The organism is Pseudomonadota bacterium (assembly GCA_034660915.1).
Lineage (GTDB): Bacteria > Desulfobacterota > Anaeroferrophillalia > Anaeroferrophillales > Anaeroferrophillaceae > DQWO01.
Genome location: JAYEKE010000047.1, coordinates 1 through 17,662, shown reverse-complemented (window position 1 = coordinate 17,662; position 17,662 = coordinate 1). Strand labels below are relative to the sequence as shown.

General features: G+C 48.0%; 21 protein-coding genes. 13 read left to right on the top strand and 8 right to left on the bottom strand.

What is annotated here, in order from left to right:
• Window positions 1-80: 80 nt before the first annotated feature.
• A complete protein-coding gene (locus U9P07_02785) occupies window positions 81-323 on the top strand; it encodes a PP0621 family protein (GenBank protein ID MEA2108335.1) in 243 nt (80 codons plus the stop codon).
• A gap of 17 nt (window positions 324-340) precedes the next feature.
• On the opposite strand, the gene U9P07_02780 is transcribed toward U9P07_02785, so the two are convergent.
• Window positions 341-1,126, bottom strand: coding sequence for a carbon monoxide dehydrogenase accessory protein CooC (locus tag U9P07_02780; GenBank protein MEA2108334.1), 786 nt, complete (start codon window positions 1,124-1,126; stop codon window positions 341-343).
• A gap of 665 nt (window positions 1,127-1,791) precedes the next feature.
• Between U9P07_02780 and U9P07_02775 the strand changes: the two genes are divergently transcribed.
• The 9 genes from U9P07_02775 (at window position 1,792) to U9P07_02735 (ending at window position 7,601) form a co-directional block, all read left to right on the top strand.
• A complete protein-coding gene (locus tag U9P07_02775; protein ID MEA2108333.1) occupies window positions 1,792-3,021 on the top strand; it encodes a mechanosensitive ion channel in 1,230 nt (409 codons plus the stop codon).
• On the top strand, window positions 3,002-3,709 hold the full coding sequence (gene radC, locus U9P07_02770; GenBank protein ID MEA2108332.1) for a DNA repair protein RadC: 708 nt from the start codon (window positions 3,002-3,004) through the stop codon (window positions 3,707-3,709). The genes U9P07_02775 and radC overlap by 20 nt, the downstream gene beginning before the upstream one ends.
• Before the next feature lie 3 nt (window positions 3,710-3,712).
• Window positions 3,713-4,888, top strand: a complete 1,176-nt coding sequence (gene lptF / locus U9P07_02765; protein ID MEA2108331.1) for an LPS export ABC transporter permease LptF — start codon at window positions 3,713-3,715, stop codon at window positions 4,886-4,888.
• A gap of 61 nt (window positions 4,889-4,949) precedes the next feature.
• Window positions 4,950-5,156, top strand: a complete 207-nt coding sequence (locus tag U9P07_02760) for a hypothetical protein (protein MEA2108330.1) — start codon at window positions 4,950-4,952, stop codon at window positions 5,154-5,156.
• A 516-nt stretch (window positions 5,157-5,672) separates the two neighbouring features.
• On the top strand, window positions 5,673-5,921 hold the full coding sequence (gene vapB, locus U9P07_02755) for a type II toxin-antitoxin system VapB family antitoxin (GenBank protein MEA2108329.1): 249 nt from the start codon (window positions 5,673-5,675) through the stop codon (window positions 5,919-5,921).
• Window positions 5,905-6,306 carry a type II toxin-antitoxin system VapC family toxin gene (locus U9P07_02750; protein MEA2108328.1) on the top strand — a complete coding sequence of 134 codons (402 nt, stop codon included), beginning with the start codon at window positions 5,905-5,907 and terminating at the stop codon, window positions 6,304-6,306. The genes vapB and U9P07_02750 overlap by 17 nt, the downstream gene beginning before the upstream one ends.
• Window positions 6,307-6,502: 196 nt before the next feature.
• Window positions 6,503-7,018 carry a Zeta toxin family protein gene (locus tag U9P07_02745; protein MEA2108327.1) on the top strand — a complete coding sequence of 172 codons (516 nt, stop codon included), beginning with the start codon at window positions 6,503-6,505 and terminating at the stop codon, window positions 7,016-7,018.
• 2 nt (window positions 7,019-7,020) lie between these two features.
• Complete coding sequence (locus U9P07_02740; protein MEA2108326.1) at window positions 7,021-7,200, top strand: hypothetical protein; 180 nt, start codon at window positions 7,021-7,023, stop codon at window positions 7,198-7,200.
• 95 nt (window positions 7,201-7,295) lie between these two features.
• Complete coding sequence (locus tag U9P07_02735; protein MEA2108325.1) at window positions 7,296-7,601, top strand: DUF6398 domain-containing protein; 306 nt, start codon at window positions 7,296-7,298, stop codon at window positions 7,599-7,601.
• Window positions 7,602-8,060: 459 nt separating this feature from the next.
• Here U9P07_02735 and U9P07_02730 read toward each other — a convergent pair whose 3' ends face one another.
• From U9P07_02730 to U9P07_02720, 3 genes are all read right to left on the bottom strand, one after another.
• The gene (locus U9P07_02730; protein ID MEA2108324.1) at window positions 8,061-8,342 is read right to left on the bottom strand and encodes a type II toxin-antitoxin system Phd/YefM family antitoxin; all 282 of its coding nucleotides are present in this window, start codon (window positions 8,340-8,342) and stop codon (window positions 8,061-8,063) included.
• 135 nt (window positions 8,343-8,477) lie between these two features.
• Entirely contained in the window at window positions 8,478-11,423 is a 2,946-nt protein-coding gene (locus U9P07_02725) for an insulinase family protein (GenBank protein ID MEA2108323.1), read from the bottom strand.
• Window positions 11,424-11,492: 69 nt separating this feature from the next.
• Window positions 11,493-12,134, bottom strand: coding sequence for a hemolysin III family protein (locus tag U9P07_02720; GenBank protein ID MEA2108322.1), 642 nt, complete (start codon window positions 12,132-12,134; stop codon window positions 11,493-11,495).
• A gap of 87 nt (window positions 12,135-12,221) precedes the next feature.
• Here U9P07_02720 and U9P07_02715 point away from each other — a divergent pair, with 87 nt between their 5' ends.
• Both U9P07_02715 and U9P07_02710 read left to right on the top strand, forming a co-directional pair.
• Window positions 12,222-13,499, top strand: coding sequence for a TIGR03790 family protein (locus U9P07_02715; GenBank protein MEA2108321.1), 1,278 nt, complete (start codon window positions 12,222-12,224; stop codon window positions 13,497-13,499).
• A gap of 70 nt (window positions 13,500-13,569) precedes the next feature.
• Complete coding sequence (locus tag U9P07_02710; protein ID MEA2108320.1) at window positions 13,570-14,406, top strand: fumarylacetoacetate hydrolase family protein; 837 nt, start codon at window positions 13,570-13,572, stop codon at window positions 14,404-14,406.
• On the opposite strand, the gene U9P07_02705 is transcribed toward U9P07_02710, so the two are convergent.
• The 4 genes from U9P07_02705 to cbiM all read right to left on the bottom strand — a co-directional run bounded on the left by U9P07_02705 (window position 14,403) and on the right by cbiM (window position 17,234).
• A complete protein-coding gene (locus tag U9P07_02705) occupies window positions 14,403-15,128 on the bottom strand; it encodes an ABC transporter ATP-binding protein (protein MEA2108319.1) in 726 nt (241 codons plus the stop codon). The two genes, U9P07_02710 and U9P07_02705, sit on opposite strands and share 4 nt — an antisense overlap.
• A 20-nt stretch (window positions 15,129-15,148) precedes the next feature.
• Window positions 15,149-15,916, bottom strand: a complete 768-nt coding sequence (gene cbiQ / locus U9P07_02700) for a cobalt ECF transporter T component CbiQ (GenBank protein ID MEA2108318.1) — start codon at window positions 15,914-15,916, stop codon at window positions 15,149-15,151.
• Window positions 15,917-15,987: 71 nt separating this feature from the next.
• Window positions 15,988-16,617 (bottom strand): hypothetical protein, encoded by a 630-nt coding sequence (locus U9P07_02695; GenBank protein MEA2108317.1) that lies wholly within the window; start codon window positions 16,615-16,617, stop codon window positions 15,988-15,990.
• 17 nt (window positions 16,618-16,634) lie between these two features.
• Window positions 16,635-17,234: a cobalt transporter CbiM gene (gene cbiM, locus U9P07_02690; GenBank protein ID MEA2108316.1), complete on the bottom strand. Its 600-nt coding sequence runs from the start codon at window positions 17,232-17,234 to the stop codon at window positions 16,635-16,637.
• A 144-nt stretch (window positions 17,235-17,378) separates the two neighbouring features.
• Between cbiM and U9P07_02685 the strand changes: the two genes are divergently transcribed.
• Window positions 17,379-17,534 carry a hypothetical protein gene (locus U9P07_02685; protein ID MEA2108315.1) on the top strand — a complete coding sequence of 52 codons (156 nt, stop codon included), beginning with the start codon at window positions 17,379-17,381 and terminating at the stop codon, window positions 17,532-17,534.
• Window positions 17,535-17,662 lie beyond the last annotated feature (128 nt).

Sequence of the window (17,662 nt, the reverse complement as noted above, 5' to 3'; positions counted from 1 at the left end):
AGAAGGCCCCGGCAACTCCGGGAGGCTAATCGGGGACATTACTTTAGTGGTGTCCCCATGCAAACAGAGGATAAAAAACCATGATTCGCTTAGTAATCTTCGGTTTCCTGATCTATCTTGTTTATCGACTTTTCAGCGGCATGTTTTCAGGGCCACAGGTGGGGCAACGTCCCGCTGGTAAACCGCCGCAGGTCAACAGCGGTAAGATGGTCAAATGTGAGACCTGCGGGCTTTATGTCCCGGAAAGTGAAGCCGTTACCCGCCATGTACATGGGCGGACTGTATATTTCTGCAGTAAGGCCTGTAAAAACAAAAAAAATTAATTTGCTGCCGGGAAAGTTCAGTTATCACTGCCAATCTGGTGGCAGAGATTTTCATAAATCCCTTTAACGTTTTTGACTACTTCCGGGTTGACGTCATAGGGGGATTCGTCCCGGCGGTCAGCGGCAACGATAGCTGGATCATAATCAATGATTCCGAGGATAATCATATCATCCAGGTTTTTCTCGATGAACTGACGGTCTTCCGGGGTATGAATCTTGTTGCCGACCACATAAACCTGCTTTACTCCCAGATCAGCGGCCAGTTTTTTTACCTGGCGGGCCGTCTGGAGACTGCGGGTTCCCGGTTCGACGACGACGATAAAAGCATCGATGCCCCGGGTGGAACCGCGGCCCAGGTGTTCAAGCCCGGCTTCCATATCAAGGATAATGCTTTCATCCCGCTGCAGAAAAAGGTGGCGCAGCAGGTACTTCAACAGGACGCTTTCCGGGCAGTAACAGCCGCCGCCGCCTTCGGGAATGGTTCCCAGAATCAGCAGCTTGATATTTTCTTTTAAAAGGCTGAATTTTTCCGGAATGTCATCAACTTGGGGGTTAAGTTTGAAAATCCCCCCGAAAGTTCCTTTTTTAGCACCGGTGCGGGATTCAATCTCTTCGGTCATCTGCGCCAGCGGGGTGACATTTTCAACTTCTTTGATGTTGAAGCCGATGGCAGAGGCCAAGTTGGCATCAGGGTCGGCATCGATGGCCAGTACTTTTTTATTCTGGTCGGCCATCAAACGGGCCAAGGTGCCGGCGAGAGTGGTTTTACCTACCCCGCCTTTACCGGATATGGCGATTTTCATGGGAACTCCTTTTGGGGACATTGCTTTAGCGGTGTCCACACAGTGAAATAGGGGTATAATTCAGGCTTTCGCCCGGGCAATGGTTCTGATAATTGAAACTTTCACTACTTTAGTGATGATTTGCGGAAAAATCAAGAGGGATGATGAGCTTTTTCAGTAACTCACTCATGAAAACCTGCAGTAAAAAACAGGAAAATTAGCGTTTCACACTGCCTTCGGCAGCGGTTTATCATAAAGAAACGTAATCATTCAGCGTAATTTTTTTGTCTCGCGCCCGTTCGCTTTGTTCACTCAAGACGCAAAGAGCGCAAAGAAAAACGACTGACGATATGGCAAGTTGAACTCTTCGCGGTCTTTGCGGCTTTGCGAGAAAATTAAACAAATTGACTGAATAGTTACAAAGAAACCTAAAATTACCGGTAAAATTGGTCAAATCATGCAAGAAGCTGGGTCTAATAAATTCAATAACTTAGCGTTAAGTTACTGTAAATATTCGACTTTGTCTATAGATTGACAAATTTTTATTATTTCTCACAGAGTCACAGAGTCACAGAGGGCAAATGACTCGGGTTCTCTGTGACTTTGTGCCTCTGTGAGAGTATTTTTATCTTTTCTGAAAACGTAGTCGAATGTTTACAAGTTACTTAGAAGAAGAGGTTTAGAAGATGAACCAGAATTTTTGGCAGCAAATGACCACCGGGGGATCATGGGAGCGATTACTGCTGGCGGCCGGGATCTTTTCCCTGGTGGTGATTATCGGTCTGGTTGTTTATTTTCTCCTGGGAAAATCTGCCGGCCGGCTGGTGAAAAAAACCAGTTCAAAGGTTGATGACCTGATTTTTAAACGGGTTATGAAGCCGATAATCCCCATTTTTATTATTATCGGCATTTTCATGGGCAAAAATATTCTTGATCTGCCGGCAAATATTAATCAAATTGTTGAGAAAATATTAATTGCTCTACTGCTGTTTTTGCTTTTTCAGATGCTTATCCTTTCTTTGCGCCATCTGACGGATTACTGGATCGAGCGGATCGGCAGCCGCACTGATATCAGTGTCGAAAAACGTGGAGAGATTCAGCGGCTGGGGAAGCAGGTTAAGGAACTGGTTTTTCCGGTCGTCGGTGTCATTGGCGGTTTGACCATTCTTTCAAATCTTGGTCTTGACCTGAAAGTGGTCTGGACTTCCCTGGGAGTTGGTGGCATAGCTGTGGCCCTGGCGGTCAAAGAACCATTGAGCAATTTTGTTGGTCGCCTCTATATTTATGCCACCGGTATTTTTGATGAGGGGCACTTTATCACTTTTGAAGGCTGGTCGGGGACGGTAAAAAGGATTGGTTATTTCCGTACCTATGTGGAAGTATTTGCCGATATGACCACCGTTTCCATTCCCAATACCAAGTTTATGACCGGGGAAGTGAAAAATTATTATGGCCGTCGTCAGTTCATTTATAAATGGGATCTGGACATACCTTATGATACGGACCGTCAGCAGGTGCAAAAATTGGTCGAAGCGCTGAAGACTTTTTTGTTTGCCCGGCCGGAAGTGGTCAGGGAAAGCTGCTGGATCTATTTGGATCGGTTGGATAGTTATTCCAAGGTGGTCAGGGTCTGGTTTAAAGTTAAGTTGCCTGACTGGACAGCTTCCCTTCATTACGGGAATGATATTCTCTATGAAATTCAGGGTATTTTCGCCCGCCAGGGAGTTTATTTTGCCTTTCCCACCCAGGTGGTCAGCCTGGAAGATGGCCGTCTGGTGAAAAATACCGCTGCCTCGTCTCCGGTCATGCCTTATGACAGTTCAATCGGGGACATTGCTTCAGCGGTGTCCCCACAAACAAGAAAAAATTCTTCGATCCCAAAGGAGCGACAGGCCGATGACGGTGACAAAAGTTAAAACCGCAGCCGATAACCGACGATGGACGGCCGGCCATCGCCAGCGTTTAAAGAAGCGTCTGCTGGAAAACGGCCTTCAGAGCCTGGCCGACTATGAAGTGCTGGAATTGCTGCTGACCTATGCCCTGCCTCGTCGGGATGTCAAGCCATTGGCCAAAAGGCTGCTGGAACAATTTTCTTCCTTGAAGGGGGTGCTGGACGCGCCGTTGAAGAAGTTGATGGAAATTGACGGAATCAGCACGCATACGGCAACCTTGATTGTTTTCAGCCGTTCTTTGATTCCCCGCTATTTGAATCAGGATATTATCAGCAAGGATTCCATTACCTCACCAGTCCAGGCTGGGGAGTTGTGTCGCAGCTACCTGGAGGGCTTGGCGGATGAGCATTTTTTCGCTGTTTTTCTTGATAACCAGCATCATGTACTGGCCGCGGAAACCATCCATCGCGGTACCGTTTCCATGAGCGCGGTTTATCCCCGGACGGTGATGGAACGGGCCTTGTACCATAAAGCTGCCGCCATTATTGTCGCCCACAATCACCCTGGTGGAAGTACCAGTCCCTCCGCCGATGACTTGGCTATTACCAGGGAATTACAGCAGGCCGCCACTTCCCTGGGACTGCGTTTACTTGATCACCTCATTGTTGCCGGTGCAAAAGTTATCAGCCTGCAGGAAGAAGGGCATTTCTGAAGCATGCAGATTATCCGACGTTATCTCAGCCGGGAAATCATGGTTCCTTTTTTACTGACCCTGACGGTGCTGATTTTTGTTCTGCTGTTGGGGAACCTGTACAAAATGGCTGAAATGGTCATCGCCAGGGGCGTCAGATTGACTGATATGCTGAGTCTGATCCTGGCTATGGTTCCTTATCTACTGACCATGGCAATTCCCATGGCCTTTTTTTTCTCCCTGATGGTGGGTCTGGGAAGGATGGGTTCCGACGGCGAAATTACGGCCATGAAAGCCTTAGGCATCAGTCCCCGCGACTTCCTGCCGCCGGTACTGCTTATGGCCGTGACCTGTACCTGCATTGTCCTGGTGCTGGAAATCTGGTTGGTCCCCCAGGGCTTAAAAAAAATTAAGAGCATCACTCTTGATATTTTGAAAAATAAAACCGTACTGGCTTTGCGCCCCCATGCCCTGAGTCTGGGAATCAAGGGTTTGGGGATCTATGTGGATGAGATTGACCAGGAAACCGGGATGATCAAGGAAGTAGTGATTTTTGACCAGCGGAAGGGGAAACGGCAACATACCATAACCGCCCGGGAGGGTCTGATCATCCCTGATCAGGAGCAGGGCAATCTTTTTTTTCTGCTCCGTCAGGGAACTATCCACGGGTATGAGACCGGAAAAGACAGCTACCAGTTGACGGATTTTAAAGAATATAAAATTAACCTTGATCTGGATGCCCTGCTGGGCCGAGCCGCTAAAAAGAGGCATCCCCGCACACGTTCCCTGAACTTTGGCGAATTGCGGCAGAAAATCCAAAGACTTGAAAGCCAGGGGAAAGATGCCAGCAAGGTTCGCAACAGTCTTTATAAACGGATTTCCATGTCATTTTCATGTCTGGTTTTTGCCTTGATTGGTATTCCTCTGGCTCTGGAGCCGGCGCGTACTTCAGGACGCTTCCGCGGTCTGGTTCTTGCCTTGTTTTTACTGCTGACATATTACATATTGTTTTCTTTCGGCCAGGCTGTCGGGGAAAAAGGCGGGACTTTGCAGCTGCCGGCCCTGTGGCTGGCCAATGTTGTTTTTGCGGCCCTGGGCGGGTTTTTATTCTGGAAGAAACAACGGGAAATTGAACTGGCCGGGGGCAAAAGGATTAATCTCCTGATTCGCCGGCTGGCTGCATTCATGCGGGCAGGATGAAAACTCAACTTTCTGACTTGTTCTAAAAACAGCGAAAAGAAATTTAGAGGGATGTTCCGGCATGGCTTTCGCTCATTCTCGCCGGCCGTCCATGGCCGGCTTGTGGGGCGCGCTAAAGCAATGTCCCCGCGTCCGCCGCGAATCACATCGTGTTGTGATTCGTTCGGCGGTCAATACCGCCTGCCTGTCGGCAGACAGGCTACGAGCCAAGCCCGAACATCCTGCTAATATGTCCCCGGCAATGCAACTCAGAAAGTTGAGTAATTAACATCATCTTTGCTCGTCAAAGTATGGTGAATGTATATTTCATATTTGCTATTCAGACTAAAGGTAATCTTACCGTAAAGGTCCTTAAATATCAACTTATCAGGTCAATATGGCCTGATAATACATATGTTGAGGCTTCCTTGAAAAATGATTTTCTGCGTAAACTTCAGCAAGAATTACATGATCGTTTCGGCATAGAACACTCTACGATACAGATTGAAAGAAAAGATGATGATCTTTGTATGCTAAACAAGAATGGATGCATAAAAAGGGCTAACACTAACGAATAAATTCAGCGGACGAAAAAAGCCGCGCCGCTTATTTAAATGTTCGGCGGTGTAAATCTGCAAATGGGTTTGCCCTTTGCTTTCATTCCGTTTTCCGTTTAAAAATTGACCACCTTAAAGATTTCCCAAGCCTTATGTGCTGCAAGCAAAAATATAAGTCTTGACACAAGAAAAAAGTAAGTCTATACTAGATAGTATAGATTGAATTGATTCTTTGGAGGAAGGTAATTATGGATACTGCTAAACTTTTTACCAACGGACAAAGTCAGGCGGTACGCTTGCCAAAATCATATCGATTTGAAGGTAAAGAAGTATATGTAAAAAAAGTACCTGAAGGAGTTCTGCTTTTACCTAAAGATAAGACGATATGGGATGTCTGGGAAAGGAATTTACAAAAATATGATTTACCGTTTATTATTGAACGGAATCAGCCTGAGACGCAACAACAACGAGAAGGTCTAGATGATGTATTTGATTGATACAAATATTTGCATATACATCATGAATAACCATCCCCCGGAAGTTATTCAGATTTGCAGAGAAGTTGGTGTTGGTAATATTTGCGTATCATCGATAACAGTATCAGAGCTTCAATATGGTGCGTGCAAAAGCAGACAAATCAAAAAAAATATTAAGAGACTGGAGGAATTTCTTGGCCCATTTGAAATAATATCATATGATGAAAATGCATCAACTTACTATGGGAAGATTCGTTCTTGTCTCGAAAAGCATGGCAATGTGATTGGCCCTCTTGACATGCTTATAGCGGCTCACGCATTAAGTGAAAATTTGATCCTGATAACAAACAATGAAAAAGAGTTCAAAAGGATAAGATCATTAAAAATTGAAAATTGGGTAAGATAGATGACGGTAGGCAAAGTCAAATTTGATCCTTAACAGTTCGAACCATACGGTAAAAATTCGCCGAACAAATCAATAAACTGGACACTTTTCAGCCTGCGAGTTTTCGGTTTCAATTTTTTTGTCGGTTTGCTTAACCTTCCTCTTGTAAGTTGGGTGCCAGTTATCTCAGTCGTTCGGCGGCAGACTCAGGAATAAAATGAAACGTAAATGTTACATCATTGCAGGGCCAAATGGAGCAGGGAAAACAACATTTGCCAAAGAATTTCTGCCAGCTGAAGCCGAGTGTCTAAATTTTGTAAATGCTGATTTAATTGCCTTAGGTTTATCACCTTTTCAACCGGAAAAGATGGCCATAGAGGCAGGAAGGTTGATGATTCGAAATATCAACGACTGCATAAAGGGGAACGAATCATTTGCTTTTGAAACGACTCTTAGTGGTAAGGGGTATGTCAATAAGATAAAAGATTGGAAATCAAAACAATATGAAATTATCATCTATTATCTCAGAGTCCCAACGGTGGAATTTGCAATCGAACGTGTAAAATTGAGAGTATCTCAAGGAGGTCATAATATCCCGGAACACGATATCAGACGTCGATTTGAAAGAAGTTGGATTAATTTTCAACAAATATACAAATCTTTGGCTGATTCATGGATCATTTTTGACACTTCTGCAAATCAACCAGTCATTATAGATGAATCGGAGAGTTAACAATGAAAAAACACAACAAATATGCGACTTTAGGATTGCAAGCTTTGGAAAGAGCCGCAAAAAAAGTTGCGGAAAATGCCAGAAAAAACAAAAATAAAATTCCAATATGGGAAAACGGGTCTATAAAATTTAGAATTCCCGGTGCAATCGCCGAACAAAAACATGCACTTGACCGGGAATAGCCGACCGCTGTTTGCTCGGGCATTGCGGCCCAGCAAGTGATGTTAGTCGTTGGATTTGCAACAATATTCAAAATCTAGTTATTTTGGAGACCCAATTGAAAAAGAAGTCAAAAAAATTCCCAAAGGAAATGCAAGAGATATATTCGTCTATCATCAAAATCACCAGTGAGTTCTCACAGAAATATCTTAATGATGAGTTTTCTGAATTTATTGAATATGCAACAGCGGAACTTTGCAGAAAACGACCATCACCTTTATCAAGAGGAAAACTGAATATATGGGCTTGCGCCATTACACATGCAATAGGTGTCGTAAATTTTTTGGACGATAGCAGCCAAATTCCGCATGTAAAAGATTCAACATTGTATGAGGCGTTTGGAGTCAGACCGAGTACATGTTAAATGTCAATTACTTTGTCCGGTCGTATTGCCTCATGAATAAATCATACCAATTCAAAAAAACTGCCTCACGAGTAATCTTGTCCGGTTTTCTCCTTGCGATATTCCCTCACGTTTATCCTCTAAATTTCAAGCGTTGACATTCTGGGTAGTGTCAATAATTTTTCGCCTTTTTCTGGATACCCTGAAGCTGTGTTTTGATTTTGTTACAAATGTTCAACGACAATTATATTTCTCGTCCTGACCTACACTTCTCGAGCACCTTTGTCGCCATGTTAAGATATGATGCCATAATTTCCCGATTTTATGATCGTAAATCCTAACTGCCTATATCGTAGTCGGCAGGTGTGTCTAAGAAGTCATTTTTACCCAACTGATCTTCAATTACATAGCCAATTTCACCTTTATTTTTTATTTGTTCTATCATCCATTTTGGCAACCGAATGGTCAAAAGTTCACGTTTTAGATGTTCCGGCTTCTTTTTTCGCCCTGATCGGGAAAGATTGAAGAATTATAGAAGGTATCACTGATCTTTTCATCAGCCTTATCAAAATCCGATGAGATTTTAACCCGCCCTTCCCAGCTGCCGCCCAACTGTCGCGGGGAGCTGTCTTTCCGGTAAGCTGAAAGGGTGGCGACAGGTTGCCCAGCTTTACCAATAATAATAGTCTCATTCGTTTCTTGAACAGTTTTTATCAGGTAGGATAAATTGGCCTTGACCTCTGAAATATTTGTGATCTGCATGGGGGCTACCTCACACTATTTTAAGTAGTCTGTTTCATCTTGACAGTTCATGCTATATAGACTTAGTCTAGTCTGGTCTGGTCTGATACGTCTGTCAACAGAAATTTCCCCCTGTCTGCTCCCTGTTGTCATCTCCTATTCATCGGTGGTTAGCAATGGCTGCCGTTCCAGTTTTATCCCTTTTGCTTCCTCCTGATTAAAAGCTGAGATGCTGCCTAAAACAGTGATGGCGGTTTGCTGTTCTTCCAGCAACTGTCGGGCTTTTTGTCCCAACCGGCCGGCAGTTCCTCCCAGGATGGCTTCCCTGATCTGCTGGCGGTAGGCGGGTGAACGGCCGCTGACTAAGGCAATGGTTTCACCAAATCCTTTGCTGTGCGGATTTTTCGGGGCATCAATGCTGCCGATGCTGCCGATAATGCTCTGGTCTATTTCGGTGGTACTGATTCCCGCGCCCAGGGTTTTCAGGCTGGTGGAAAAAGTTTCCAGGGTTCTCTGTAGATTTGGGTCACGGTAGGAGGCACAGGAAAATACTGGATGTGCTCCCGAAACCATGGCCATGCCGCCGTAGGCGCCACCTTCCACCCTGATTTTATCCCAGAGAAGCCCGGTTGACAGGTTGCGGGCCAGGAGGCTGAGGATGCCGAGATCCGCAGCGGATCCGTCGTTGATTTCCCATGATTGGGCAACATAGTTGACCGAAGAGCTGATCTCAATCGCCCTGATTGACCGGTCTGCTGAGGGAGTGAATCTGGTCGGGCTCGGTTCAAGCGGGCTGGCAGGCAGTTCCCGCAGTAGTTCGGACAGCCTCTTTTCATACCTCTGTGGTTGGTCATTGGTCATGGAAACCAGGCAGCCGTTACGATTGATCAGTTGTTGGTGCAGGCTGACCATCAGGGAGCCGATGGCGGTAAAATCTCCTTTTTTCAACAGTTGATCAAGAAACCGCAGCTGGGAAATTCCCCCGAGTTTTTCTTCGATGGCGGCTGATTTACTCAGTCGGGCAGCGGCCTGGGAGACGGCAAAATGATGGCCGCTGCCCAGTACCGCCGCCTGCAGGTCATTGCGCATTTCCAGCAGAATATCTTTGATTAACTTTGGATTTTTCAGCTTTGGTTCCATGAAAAGATCGCGGAAAATATCCGTCAATTCATTAAATCGTTCCGGGAGGGCCTTGCCATGGAAAAAAGCCTTGAAAACCAGCTCGTCTGGTTTTTCCCGGTGACGCATACATATATGAGAACAGCCAATTCCCCCGGTGCCAAGCGAGATGCGGGTGGCCATGTCTTCATAGCTGAGGCTGGCGGCACCGCAGCGGCTGATGAGCTGGGTATAGAGCGGCAGGTAGGGCAGGAGTGTTTCCGGCAGATTATTCAGTTCAAAGCCTAAGTCAAGGTAGACAATGCCGGCGGTAAATAAAGGGTGGCGGTACCACGGAATATCGATCAGGGTTATGTGATCGGTTGGCGTCAGCTGATTTTCAGCCGGCAGGTCATTTTTGTCCAGCTTCGGCAGGGATGCCAGGGCTTCAGAGCTGGGCGGAGTAGCCTGCTGCTGTTGGAGTTTTTTGGTTAATTCCAGATAGAATTGCTTTTCCTGAGGGCCGAAATCTTTCGTCAGCCTGGCTGCCTGTCTGCTGCTTTGTTCACCCAGCTCTTCCCCCATTTTTGCCGAGGCGGTGACCACCGATACCAGGTGGTGGGGATTGTCCAGCAATAACTTTTGCAGTTGATTGCAGAAGAAAGCTGTTCCTTTGGATTTTTCCCCCTTGATCCGTTGCAGCGGAGCCGCAAAGCGCAGGTGGGCCAGGGGATCGCCGCCATAAATCCAGGAGCGGTAACAACGGTCCGCAAGCATCAGGTTGTAAGGGTAATGGCCGCTGTCGGCGATTTCCCGCAGCTGAAATTCAGTTCTGCGTATAGCGCCTTCGAGAAGCTTTTCATTCATGCCGGAACTGATTTCATTTTTCAGGGTGGTGGTGACCAGCCGGCTGATTTTTTTGGCATGTTCCGGTCGGGTTTTTCGCAGGCCGACGGCAAAAAAGGTCTGGATCAACTCCGTTTCAAAACCAGTCATATCGTCCAGGTCCTCTCCCAGGCCTGAATCAATCAGGGCTCGACGCAAAGGAGAACTCTGGGTCCCGACCAGGTAGCGGGATAGAATCCGGCCCAGGAGGGCGTTCAGGGGATCGGTGCCCGGTCCGAACATCCAGGCGAGAATGACACTGGCCGTACCGTCATCTTCTTTGGCGGCCGGGGCGGTAATGGATATTTTCTTTGGCTGTGACCAGTGTGATTGCGGCCTGATTTCGGCATCTACCTCCCGGTGGTTGAATGCCGCCAGGTAATTGTCCTGCAGAAAAGCCAGGCTTTTTTCGGTCGGCAGGTTGCCATAGAGAAAAATGAAGGCATTGGAAGGGTGATAGTATGACTGGTGGAAATCGCGGAACTGTTCATACGTCAGGTCAGTGATATGCTCCGGCTCACCGCCACTTTCATAGTAATAAGTGGTGTCCGGGAAGAATTCCCCCATGGTTTTGCGGGCTACGTGACTGTGAAAATCCGAAAACACGCCCTTCATCTCGTTATAGACAATCCCCTTGATACTGATGGGGTCGTCGGCAGACGGCAGATCAAAATGCCAGCCTTCCTGGTAAAAGGTTTCCCTGGTTAACAGGGGATGAAAAACCGCGTCGCAGTAAACATCCACCAGATTGTAAAAATCCACTTCGACCTGGCTGGAAACCGGGTAAAGGGTTTTGTCCGGATAGGTCATGGCATTGAGAAAGGTCTGCAGGGAGCCCTTCAGCAGTTCTTTGAACGGGTCTTTCAGGGGAAATTTGCGGGAGCCGGAGAGTACCGAATGTTCCAGGATATGAGGAACCCCGGTATTGTCGTGAACCGGGGTGCGAAAACCGATGCAGAACAGGTTGTTGGGGTCATCGTTGATCAGGTGTATGAGCCGGGCTCCGGTTTGCTCATGAGTAAGGACGGCGGCGCGACAGCGTAATTCTTCGATATTTTCCAGTCGTTCAACGGTAAAGCCGTGCAGTGACTGTCCGATTTCCAAGGGGGTAGTGGTCATGAATAAAAATCCTTTCTTCTGGTTGCAGTGAAAATATATATCAAGATTATGTTGGAGAATAACCATACATCATACATATCTAAACACCGCCCAGAAATGGCTGAAACTGCCACCCAGCACCAGTAGGTGCCAGATTTCATGAAAACCGAATGTTTTCGGAAAAGGATCGGGCCATTTCAGGGCATAGAATATGGCTCCCACCGTGTAACACAGGCCGCCGATCAGTAGCCAGACAAGGGTTCCTGGCAGGGCGGTTTGCGAAAGGGGATAGATCATGATAAGTGATAGCCAGCCCATAAGCAGATAAAGGGCGACCCGGAAAAAACGGGGGGCGGATTTCCAGACCAGTTTGGTGATAATCCCGGCGACTGCCAGCCCCCAGATGGTTGCCAGCATGCTCCAACCCCAGGGTCCGCGCAGGGTAACCAGGCAAAAAGGGGTGTAGGTCCCGGCGATCAGAATAAAAATCATTGTGTGATCAAGTTGTCTCAGGAGATTGATCCCCTTTTCTTTCAGCGGCAAGAGATGGTAGAGGGCGCTGGCGGTGTAAAGCATAATGAGGCTGCTGCCAAAGATTGAATCCGCGACAATATTCCAGGCGGTTTTATGCCGGATATCAACGGTTACCATGACAATTAAGGCAATAATAGATAAGAGGACTCCGGCTGCATGGGTAAAGCCACTGACCGGTTGACGAAATTTTATCTGCATGGTTTTTCTCCGGAATTTGAAACAAGATAAGCTATGGAAACATATAACTTTGTTTGCCTTAGTGCAAGAGTAAAGGCTTGTTGAAATATGGTTTGCAGACGATTTTTATTTTTTATTGCCATTGTTTTCGCCTTTGGTGGTGGGTTGATTTTCCGGGCGGCCGAAGCCCATGCGGTTCTTGAAGCCGATGAAGTTTTGGTTATTGCCAACCTCCTGGCGGCGGACAGCATTTTGCTGGCAAAGTTTTACTTGGAGAAGCGCGGCATCCCCCGGGAAAATCTGCTGATAGTACGGACTTCATCGGCCGAAACCTGCAGTCGCAAGGAATATAATCAGAAGATTGCGGCTCCGGTACGGAAATATCTTGAACAGCGCACAAAGGAAGACCGACGGCGGCCGATTCGCTGCCTGCTGCTGATGTACGGGATGCCCCTGAAAGTGGCGCCGGGTCCAGTGACGGCAAAGGAAAAACTGTGCCAGCTGGAGTTGAGGCAAAAACAAGCAGAAGTTGAGAAAAAACTGGTTACTTTGCCGGAAAAATCAGCAGAGCGTAAACGATTGCGTGCCGAGCTGCAGCAGCTAAGGGACGACTTGGCGGTCCAGAGCCATAGCCGGGAACTGGCGGCTCTGGATTCGGAATTGTCCCTGGTGATGGCCGGGGATTACACTCTGGCCGGCTGGCTGCCGAATCCATCCTATCTCGGCTACCGGGGGAAAGAGATCAAGAAGATGCCGACCATCGCCTATATGGTTGCCCGCCTGGACGGACCAACACCAAAGATTGTCAAGCGATTGGTTCTTGACAGCCTGGCGGCGGAAAAGACGGGGCTTACAGGCACCGCCTGTTTCGACGCCCGCTGGCCGCGGCCAGACCCGGAGAAAGTCCGGGAGTTACAAGGCTATGGTTTATATGATAACTATATCCACCTGGCATCCGACCTGGTAGCTGAAAAAAGCAACTTAAAGGTGGTATTGAATGATAAAGCCGAGCTTTTTCAGCCTGGTGACTGCCCGGATGCGGTACTCTATTGTGGCTGGTATCGGCTTTCTCATTATCTTGATGCTTTTGACTGGCGCCCCGGGACGGTAGGTTATCACATCGCCAGCGGTGAGTGTACCACCCTTAAGCAAGAGGATAATCAAGGTTGGTGCCTGGGCATGTTGCGTGACGGAGTAGCTGCCGTTATCGGTCCGGTGGCCGAACCCTATGTCCAGGCCTTTCCGCCGCCGTCACTTTTTTTCAGCCTGCTGCTTGATGGCCGTTTTTCCCTGGCTGAGTGCTTCGCCCTCTCGGTGCCTTTCCGCTCCTGGCGCCTGGTGTTGGTGGGTGATCCTCTTTATCGGCCGTTTGTGCCTCGGCAATAAAGTGCCAACAGGGATCTTTGGTCATTTAACCGTATAGTGATTTTAACTGATAGAAAGGATGGTATTTGCAATGAAAATAGCTCAATTTTATGACCAGGAAAAATATGTTCGTCTGGGACTGGTTGAGAACAACGAGCTGCGGCCGCTGGATTTTACCGGGGATATGATTGATTTTATCTGCAGCGGCCAGCGCCCGCTTATAGATGACCGGGTATTGGCGCTGGATGAAATTGACTTAGCTCCGGCGGTCAGCCGGCCGTCAAAAATTATCGCCATCGGCCTGAATTACCAGGATCATGCTGAAGAAGGCAAAGCGGAACTTCCAAAGACCCCGCTGGTTTTTGCCAAGTTCCCCAACAGTCTTGCTGCCCACCACCAGCCGATCTGCTGGGATGCCGCGATTACCAAAAAAGTGGATTTTGAGGCGGAACTGGCGGTTGTTATCGGCAGGCGGATATCCTGCTGTTCGGAAGCAGAAGCCGGTGAGGCGATTTTTGGCTATACCTGTGCCAACGACGTCAGCGCCCGGGATCTGCAATTCGGGGACGGACAATGGGTCCGGGGAAAATCTCTGGATACTTTTTGCCCTTTGGGTCCCTGGATTGTGACTGCCGATGATATTCCCGAGCCCCAGAATCTGGCCATCAGCTGCCGGGTGAATGGAGTGACCATGCAGAGTAGTAACACCAGCCGGATGATTTTCTCAGTTGTTTTTCTGGTCAGTTTTCTTTCCCGGCATTTCACCCTTTTTCCCGGCGATGTGATTCTGACCGGAACGCCATCGGGGGTCGGGGTTTTCCGGGATCCTTCAATCTACCTGCGGGATGGAGATCAGGTCAGCATCACGATCGAAAATATCGGTACTCTGGTTAATCATTGCCAGGTGAGGGAAGCTGTTAGGCCTTAAATATGCTTATGGGGCAGGGTGCCAACCCGGTGGGCATGCTCATGATGATGAATATGTAACTCTTCATCCAGGATGATTTTCCCATCTTCCATGGTATAGATGTGGTGAGCGGTTTCCTTGAGAAAATCAAATTCATGGGAAATAATAATATAGGAAAGTTTCAGGCTGTTTAATATTTCCATCAGCTTGGTCTTGGTTTTACGGTCAAGTCCGGCGGTGGGTTCATCAAGAAGCAAAATTTCAGGTTTCATCGCCAGTACCGTTGCCAGGGAAACCAGTTTTTTCTCCCCGCCCGATAATTTGAAAGTAACCCGGTCGGCAAAGTCGCTCAGGCCGAGAAATTCCAGGGTTTTCAGGGAAATTTCCCTGGCTTCTTCCCGTGAATAGCCAAGGTTCAAAGGACCGAAGGCTACATCTTCAATCACTGTAGGGCTGAATAGTTGATCGTCGGCGTCTTGAAACAACAGACCGATTTTCTGCCTGACAACCGCAAAATCTTCATCACTGACCACTTGTTGTCCCATAAATTCTATTCTACCGGAAGTTGGTTTTAACAACCCCATAATCAGGTGAAAAAGGGTGGTTTTTCCGCTGCCATTAGGGGCTACCAGACCGATGCGGTCCCCCTGAAAAAATTGCAGCTGCAGGTTTTTGATGACCGGTTCCCGCGCCGGGTAGTTGAATGTCAGGTTTGTTAACCTGAGCAGGGGGGTATCAGACATTATTTTCCTTTTTCAACAGGTTAAGGCAGCATGACCGTGAAGTTGATCTCAAGGACGGCCAGGCCAAGCAATGATAGTGACATCAGCAGGGCAAAAATGTAATTCTGATGCCCTTGGGGGTTTTCCTGTAATGAATAAAATTTGCCGCTGAACCCCCTGCAGATCATTGCTTCATGGACCCTTTTAGCCCGTTCGGCGGATCTGACAAACAGCATTCCCAGCAGGTAGGCATAGGTGCGGTAGGTGTGCAGGTTGGTTCCCGGGCAAAAATTGCGTATTCGGGCGGCCCGCATCAAGCGCTGGTATTCCTGCTCAATGACAAAAATATAGCGATAGGTAATGAGAATCAGATAGATCAATTTCCCCGGCAGGTGCAGACGGTTGAGGGCATGACCAATCCTGGCGGTGGTCATGGTGGAAACCAGGGCGATCATGGCCAGAAGAATGGCGATGGATTTTAAACTGATTTCCAGGCATAGCATGACCCCGGGACGGCTGATTGCCAGGGGGCCAAGGTGGAACCATATTTCTCCCTTATACGTCCAGGGTAAGAAAGCCCAGATCAGCAGGAGGAAACCTAAGACAATAGTGAGCCTCTGCATGACTTTTTTAAGCTCTAAACGGGCGAAAAATACCAGAATTATAGCTAGTAACAGGGCAGTTGCCAGAGTTGGCAGGCCATGGGCAAGGGCGACCAGAAAGGAATAGGCCGCAGCCGTTGTAACGCGTAAAGTCGGGTTCAAACGGTGGATGGGTGAGTTGCCGGTGGCGAAAGGTTCCTGGATCATGATGAAAAAAAGGTTAAAGGCTAAAGGCTAAAGGCTAAAGGTTGATTTTTTACGAAGTCATCAAGACAGCCTTACTTCTGTTGGCGGCGGGCGTGCAAATACGCCGCCAGTCCCACCAGCCCGATGATGTAACCGATGCCGCCGATGACATCAGGGATGCTCGGCTTATGTTCCCGGGCCTCGGCCAGCATCCGGTAGACCGGTTTCAGTTTGCGGTCCAGTGCTTTTTCCACCACCTCTTTGATTTCATCAGCACTCAGGGTTGTTTCTGTTGCTGCTGGCCGGATAGCAGTGTTTTTTGCTCCCGCAGCCGAAGTTGCATTTTCGTTGGTGGTGCTTTCTATTGTCGGGGAGGTGGTATTTGTGGGAGTTGCATTGATAATTTCATCTTTACTGACTGTCCATTCTCCCCGATGTCCCATGCCTGCAGTCAGGACAATTTTCAAAGCGGTTGATTGAGGAATCGGGAAGGAGAACTCTCCCTGGTCATTGGTTTTACCACTAAGGATCAATTGTCCTTGTGGGTCAAATACTTCAATCTTTCCGGCGCTGACTTTGCGACCGCCACTGAATTTACTTTCCGTCTGGACGGTATTGCCGTTGACCCAGGCGAAAATCATTACCTTGTGAGCCGCAGCCGACCCTGCCAGGGAAAAAAGGATGATCATGGTTGTTGCGATGATTAGTTTCCATGAACGCATGGGCTTAACTCCTGTTATTATTTGTCCGGCAGCATTTCCGGACTTACTTTTCTGATAAAACTTATGCAGAAAACGGTGATAATTCCTTCGATCAGCATCACCGGCAGATGGGCGGTAACCACCAGAGTAGCGACTTCAAAAAAGTTTTTTTCACTGAAATACAGGCTGGTTCCCACCAGCAGGGCGCTCATGAAGACGGACAGAAAGCCACAGGCAAAGGCGGCCGGCATGGCAATAGACGCTTTTTTGCTGATTAGGGGGGCGAAGAGATAAAAGCAGATAACCGCCGGCAGGGCCATGATGACCGTATTTACTCCCAGGGTGGTAATGCCGCCAAATTGAAAAATAATGCTTTGGAGCAGCAAGGCCACCATAATCGAAGGGAAGGCCGCCCAGCCGAGCAGCAGGCCTACAATGCCGTTCAAGATCAGGTGTACGCTTGACGGCCCGATGGGAACATGAACCAGGGAAGCGACGAAAAAGGCTGCGGAAAGGATGCCGGCCTGAGCCAGATGATCAAAATCAAGTTTTTTGATCCCAATGGACACGCCGGCTACCGCCAGGGCCATGCCGGAAAATAATACCGGTCCGGCCAGAACGCCTTCTGATATATGCATGAGTTATGTTTTCCTGATCTGGTTTGCTACTATTTTTCGGGAAAATTGAGCCATTCGTTAAATACTGCTCAACTTTCTGAGTTGCTCTAAAAATACCTGCCTGCGGACAGGCAGGGCTGAAATAACTCTCAGGGATGTTCCGGCATGCCTCTCGCTCATTCTCGCCGGCCGTCCATGGCCGGCTTCCGAGGCGTCCGCCGCGAATTACCTCGTGTGATTCGTTCGGCGGCCAATGCCGCTATGAGCCAAGCCAGAACATCCGGCAATATGTCCCTTTGGCAATGCAAGTCAGAAAGTTGAGATACTGGTTAACATAAATCTTGATTGCCGTCAGTTAAAAATTCATTATTCCCAGGGATGAAATTTAACCCAGATCACCGCCCCCATTTCCACATCCTTGGGTTTGCCGTCGTGCATCATCTTTTCAG

What these genes read in the sequence shown, in the direction of transcription:
- U9P07_02760 (MEA2108330.1), top strand. Translation starts at nt 4,950, where the DNA reads ATGGCTTTCGCTCATTCTCGCCGGCCGTCCATGGCCGGCTTGTGGGGC.
- U9P07_02785 (MEA2108335.1), top strand. Translation starts at nt 81, where the DNA reads ATGATTCGCTTAGTAATCTTCGGTTTCCTGATCTATCTTGTTTATCGA.
- cbiQ (MEA2108318.1), bottom strand. Translation starts at nt 15,916, where the DNA reads ATGATCCAGGAACCTTTCGCCACCGGCAACTCACCCATCCACCGTTTG.
- radC (MEA2108332.1), top strand. Translation starts at nt 3,002, where the DNA reads ATGACGGTGACAAAAGTTAAAACCGCAGCCGATAACCGACGATGGACG.
- U9P07_02780 (MEA2108334.1), bottom strand. Translation starts at nt 1,126, where the DNA reads ATGAAAATCGCCATATCCGGTAAAGGCGGGGTAGGTAAAACCACTCTC.
- U9P07_02725 (MEA2108323.1), bottom strand. Translation starts at nt 11,423, where the DNA reads ATGACCACTACCCCCTTGGAAATCGGACAGTCACTGCACGGCTTTACC.
- U9P07_02705 (MEA2108319.1), bottom strand. Translation starts at nt 15,128, where the DNA reads ATGTCTGATACCCCCCTGCTCAGGTTAACAAACCTGACATTCAACTAC.
- cbiM (MEA2108316.1), bottom strand. Translation starts at nt 17,234, where the DNA reads ATGCATATATCAGAAGGCGTTCTGGCCGGACCGGTATTATTTTCCGGC.
- U9P07_02710 (MEA2108320.1), top strand. Translation starts at nt 13,570, where the DNA reads ATGAAAATAGCTCAATTTTATGACCAGGAAAAATATGTTCGTCTGGGA.
- U9P07_02730 (MEA2108324.1), bottom strand. Translation starts at nt 8,342, where the DNA reads ATGCAGATCACAAATATTTCAGAGGTCAAGGCCAATTTATCCTACCTG.
- U9P07_02715 (MEA2108321.1), top strand. Translation starts at nt 12,222, where the DNA reads ATGGTTTGCAGACGATTTTTATTTTTTATTGCCATTGTTTTCGCCTTT.
- U9P07_02695 (MEA2108317.1), bottom strand. Translation starts at nt 16,617, where the DNA reads ATGCGTTCATGGAAACTAATCATCGCAACAACCATGATCATCCTTTTT.
- U9P07_02745 (MEA2108327.1), top strand. Translation starts at nt 6,503, where the DNA reads ATGAAACGTAAATGTTACATCATTGCAGGGCCAAATGGAGCAGGGAAA.
- U9P07_02740 (MEA2108326.1), top strand. Translation starts at nt 7,021, where the DNA reads ATGAAAAAACACAACAAATATGCGACTTTAGGATTGCAAGCTTTGGAA.
- U9P07_02685 (MEA2108315.1), top strand. Translation starts at nt 17,379, where the DNA reads ATGCCTCTCGCTCATTCTCGCCGGCCGTCCATGGCCGGCTTCCGAGGC.
- U9P07_02775 (MEA2108333.1), top strand. Translation starts at nt 1,792, where the DNA reads ATGAACCAGAATTTTTGGCAGCAAATGACCACCGGGGGATCATGGGAG.
- U9P07_02750 (MEA2108328.1), top strand. Translation starts at nt 5,905, where the DNA reads ATGATGTATTTGATTGATACAAATATTTGCATATACATCATGAATAAC.
- U9P07_02720 (MEA2108322.1), bottom strand. Translation starts at nt 12,134, where the DNA reads ATGCAGATAAAATTTCGTCAACCGGTCAGTGGCTTTACCCATGCAGCC.
- vapB (MEA2108329.1), top strand. Translation starts at nt 5,673, where the DNA reads ATGGATACTGCTAAACTTTTTACCAACGGACAAAGTCAGGCGGTACGC.
- lptF (MEA2108331.1), top strand. Translation starts at nt 3,713, where the DNA reads ATGCAGATTATCCGACGTTATCTCAGCCGGGAAATCATGGTTCCTTTT.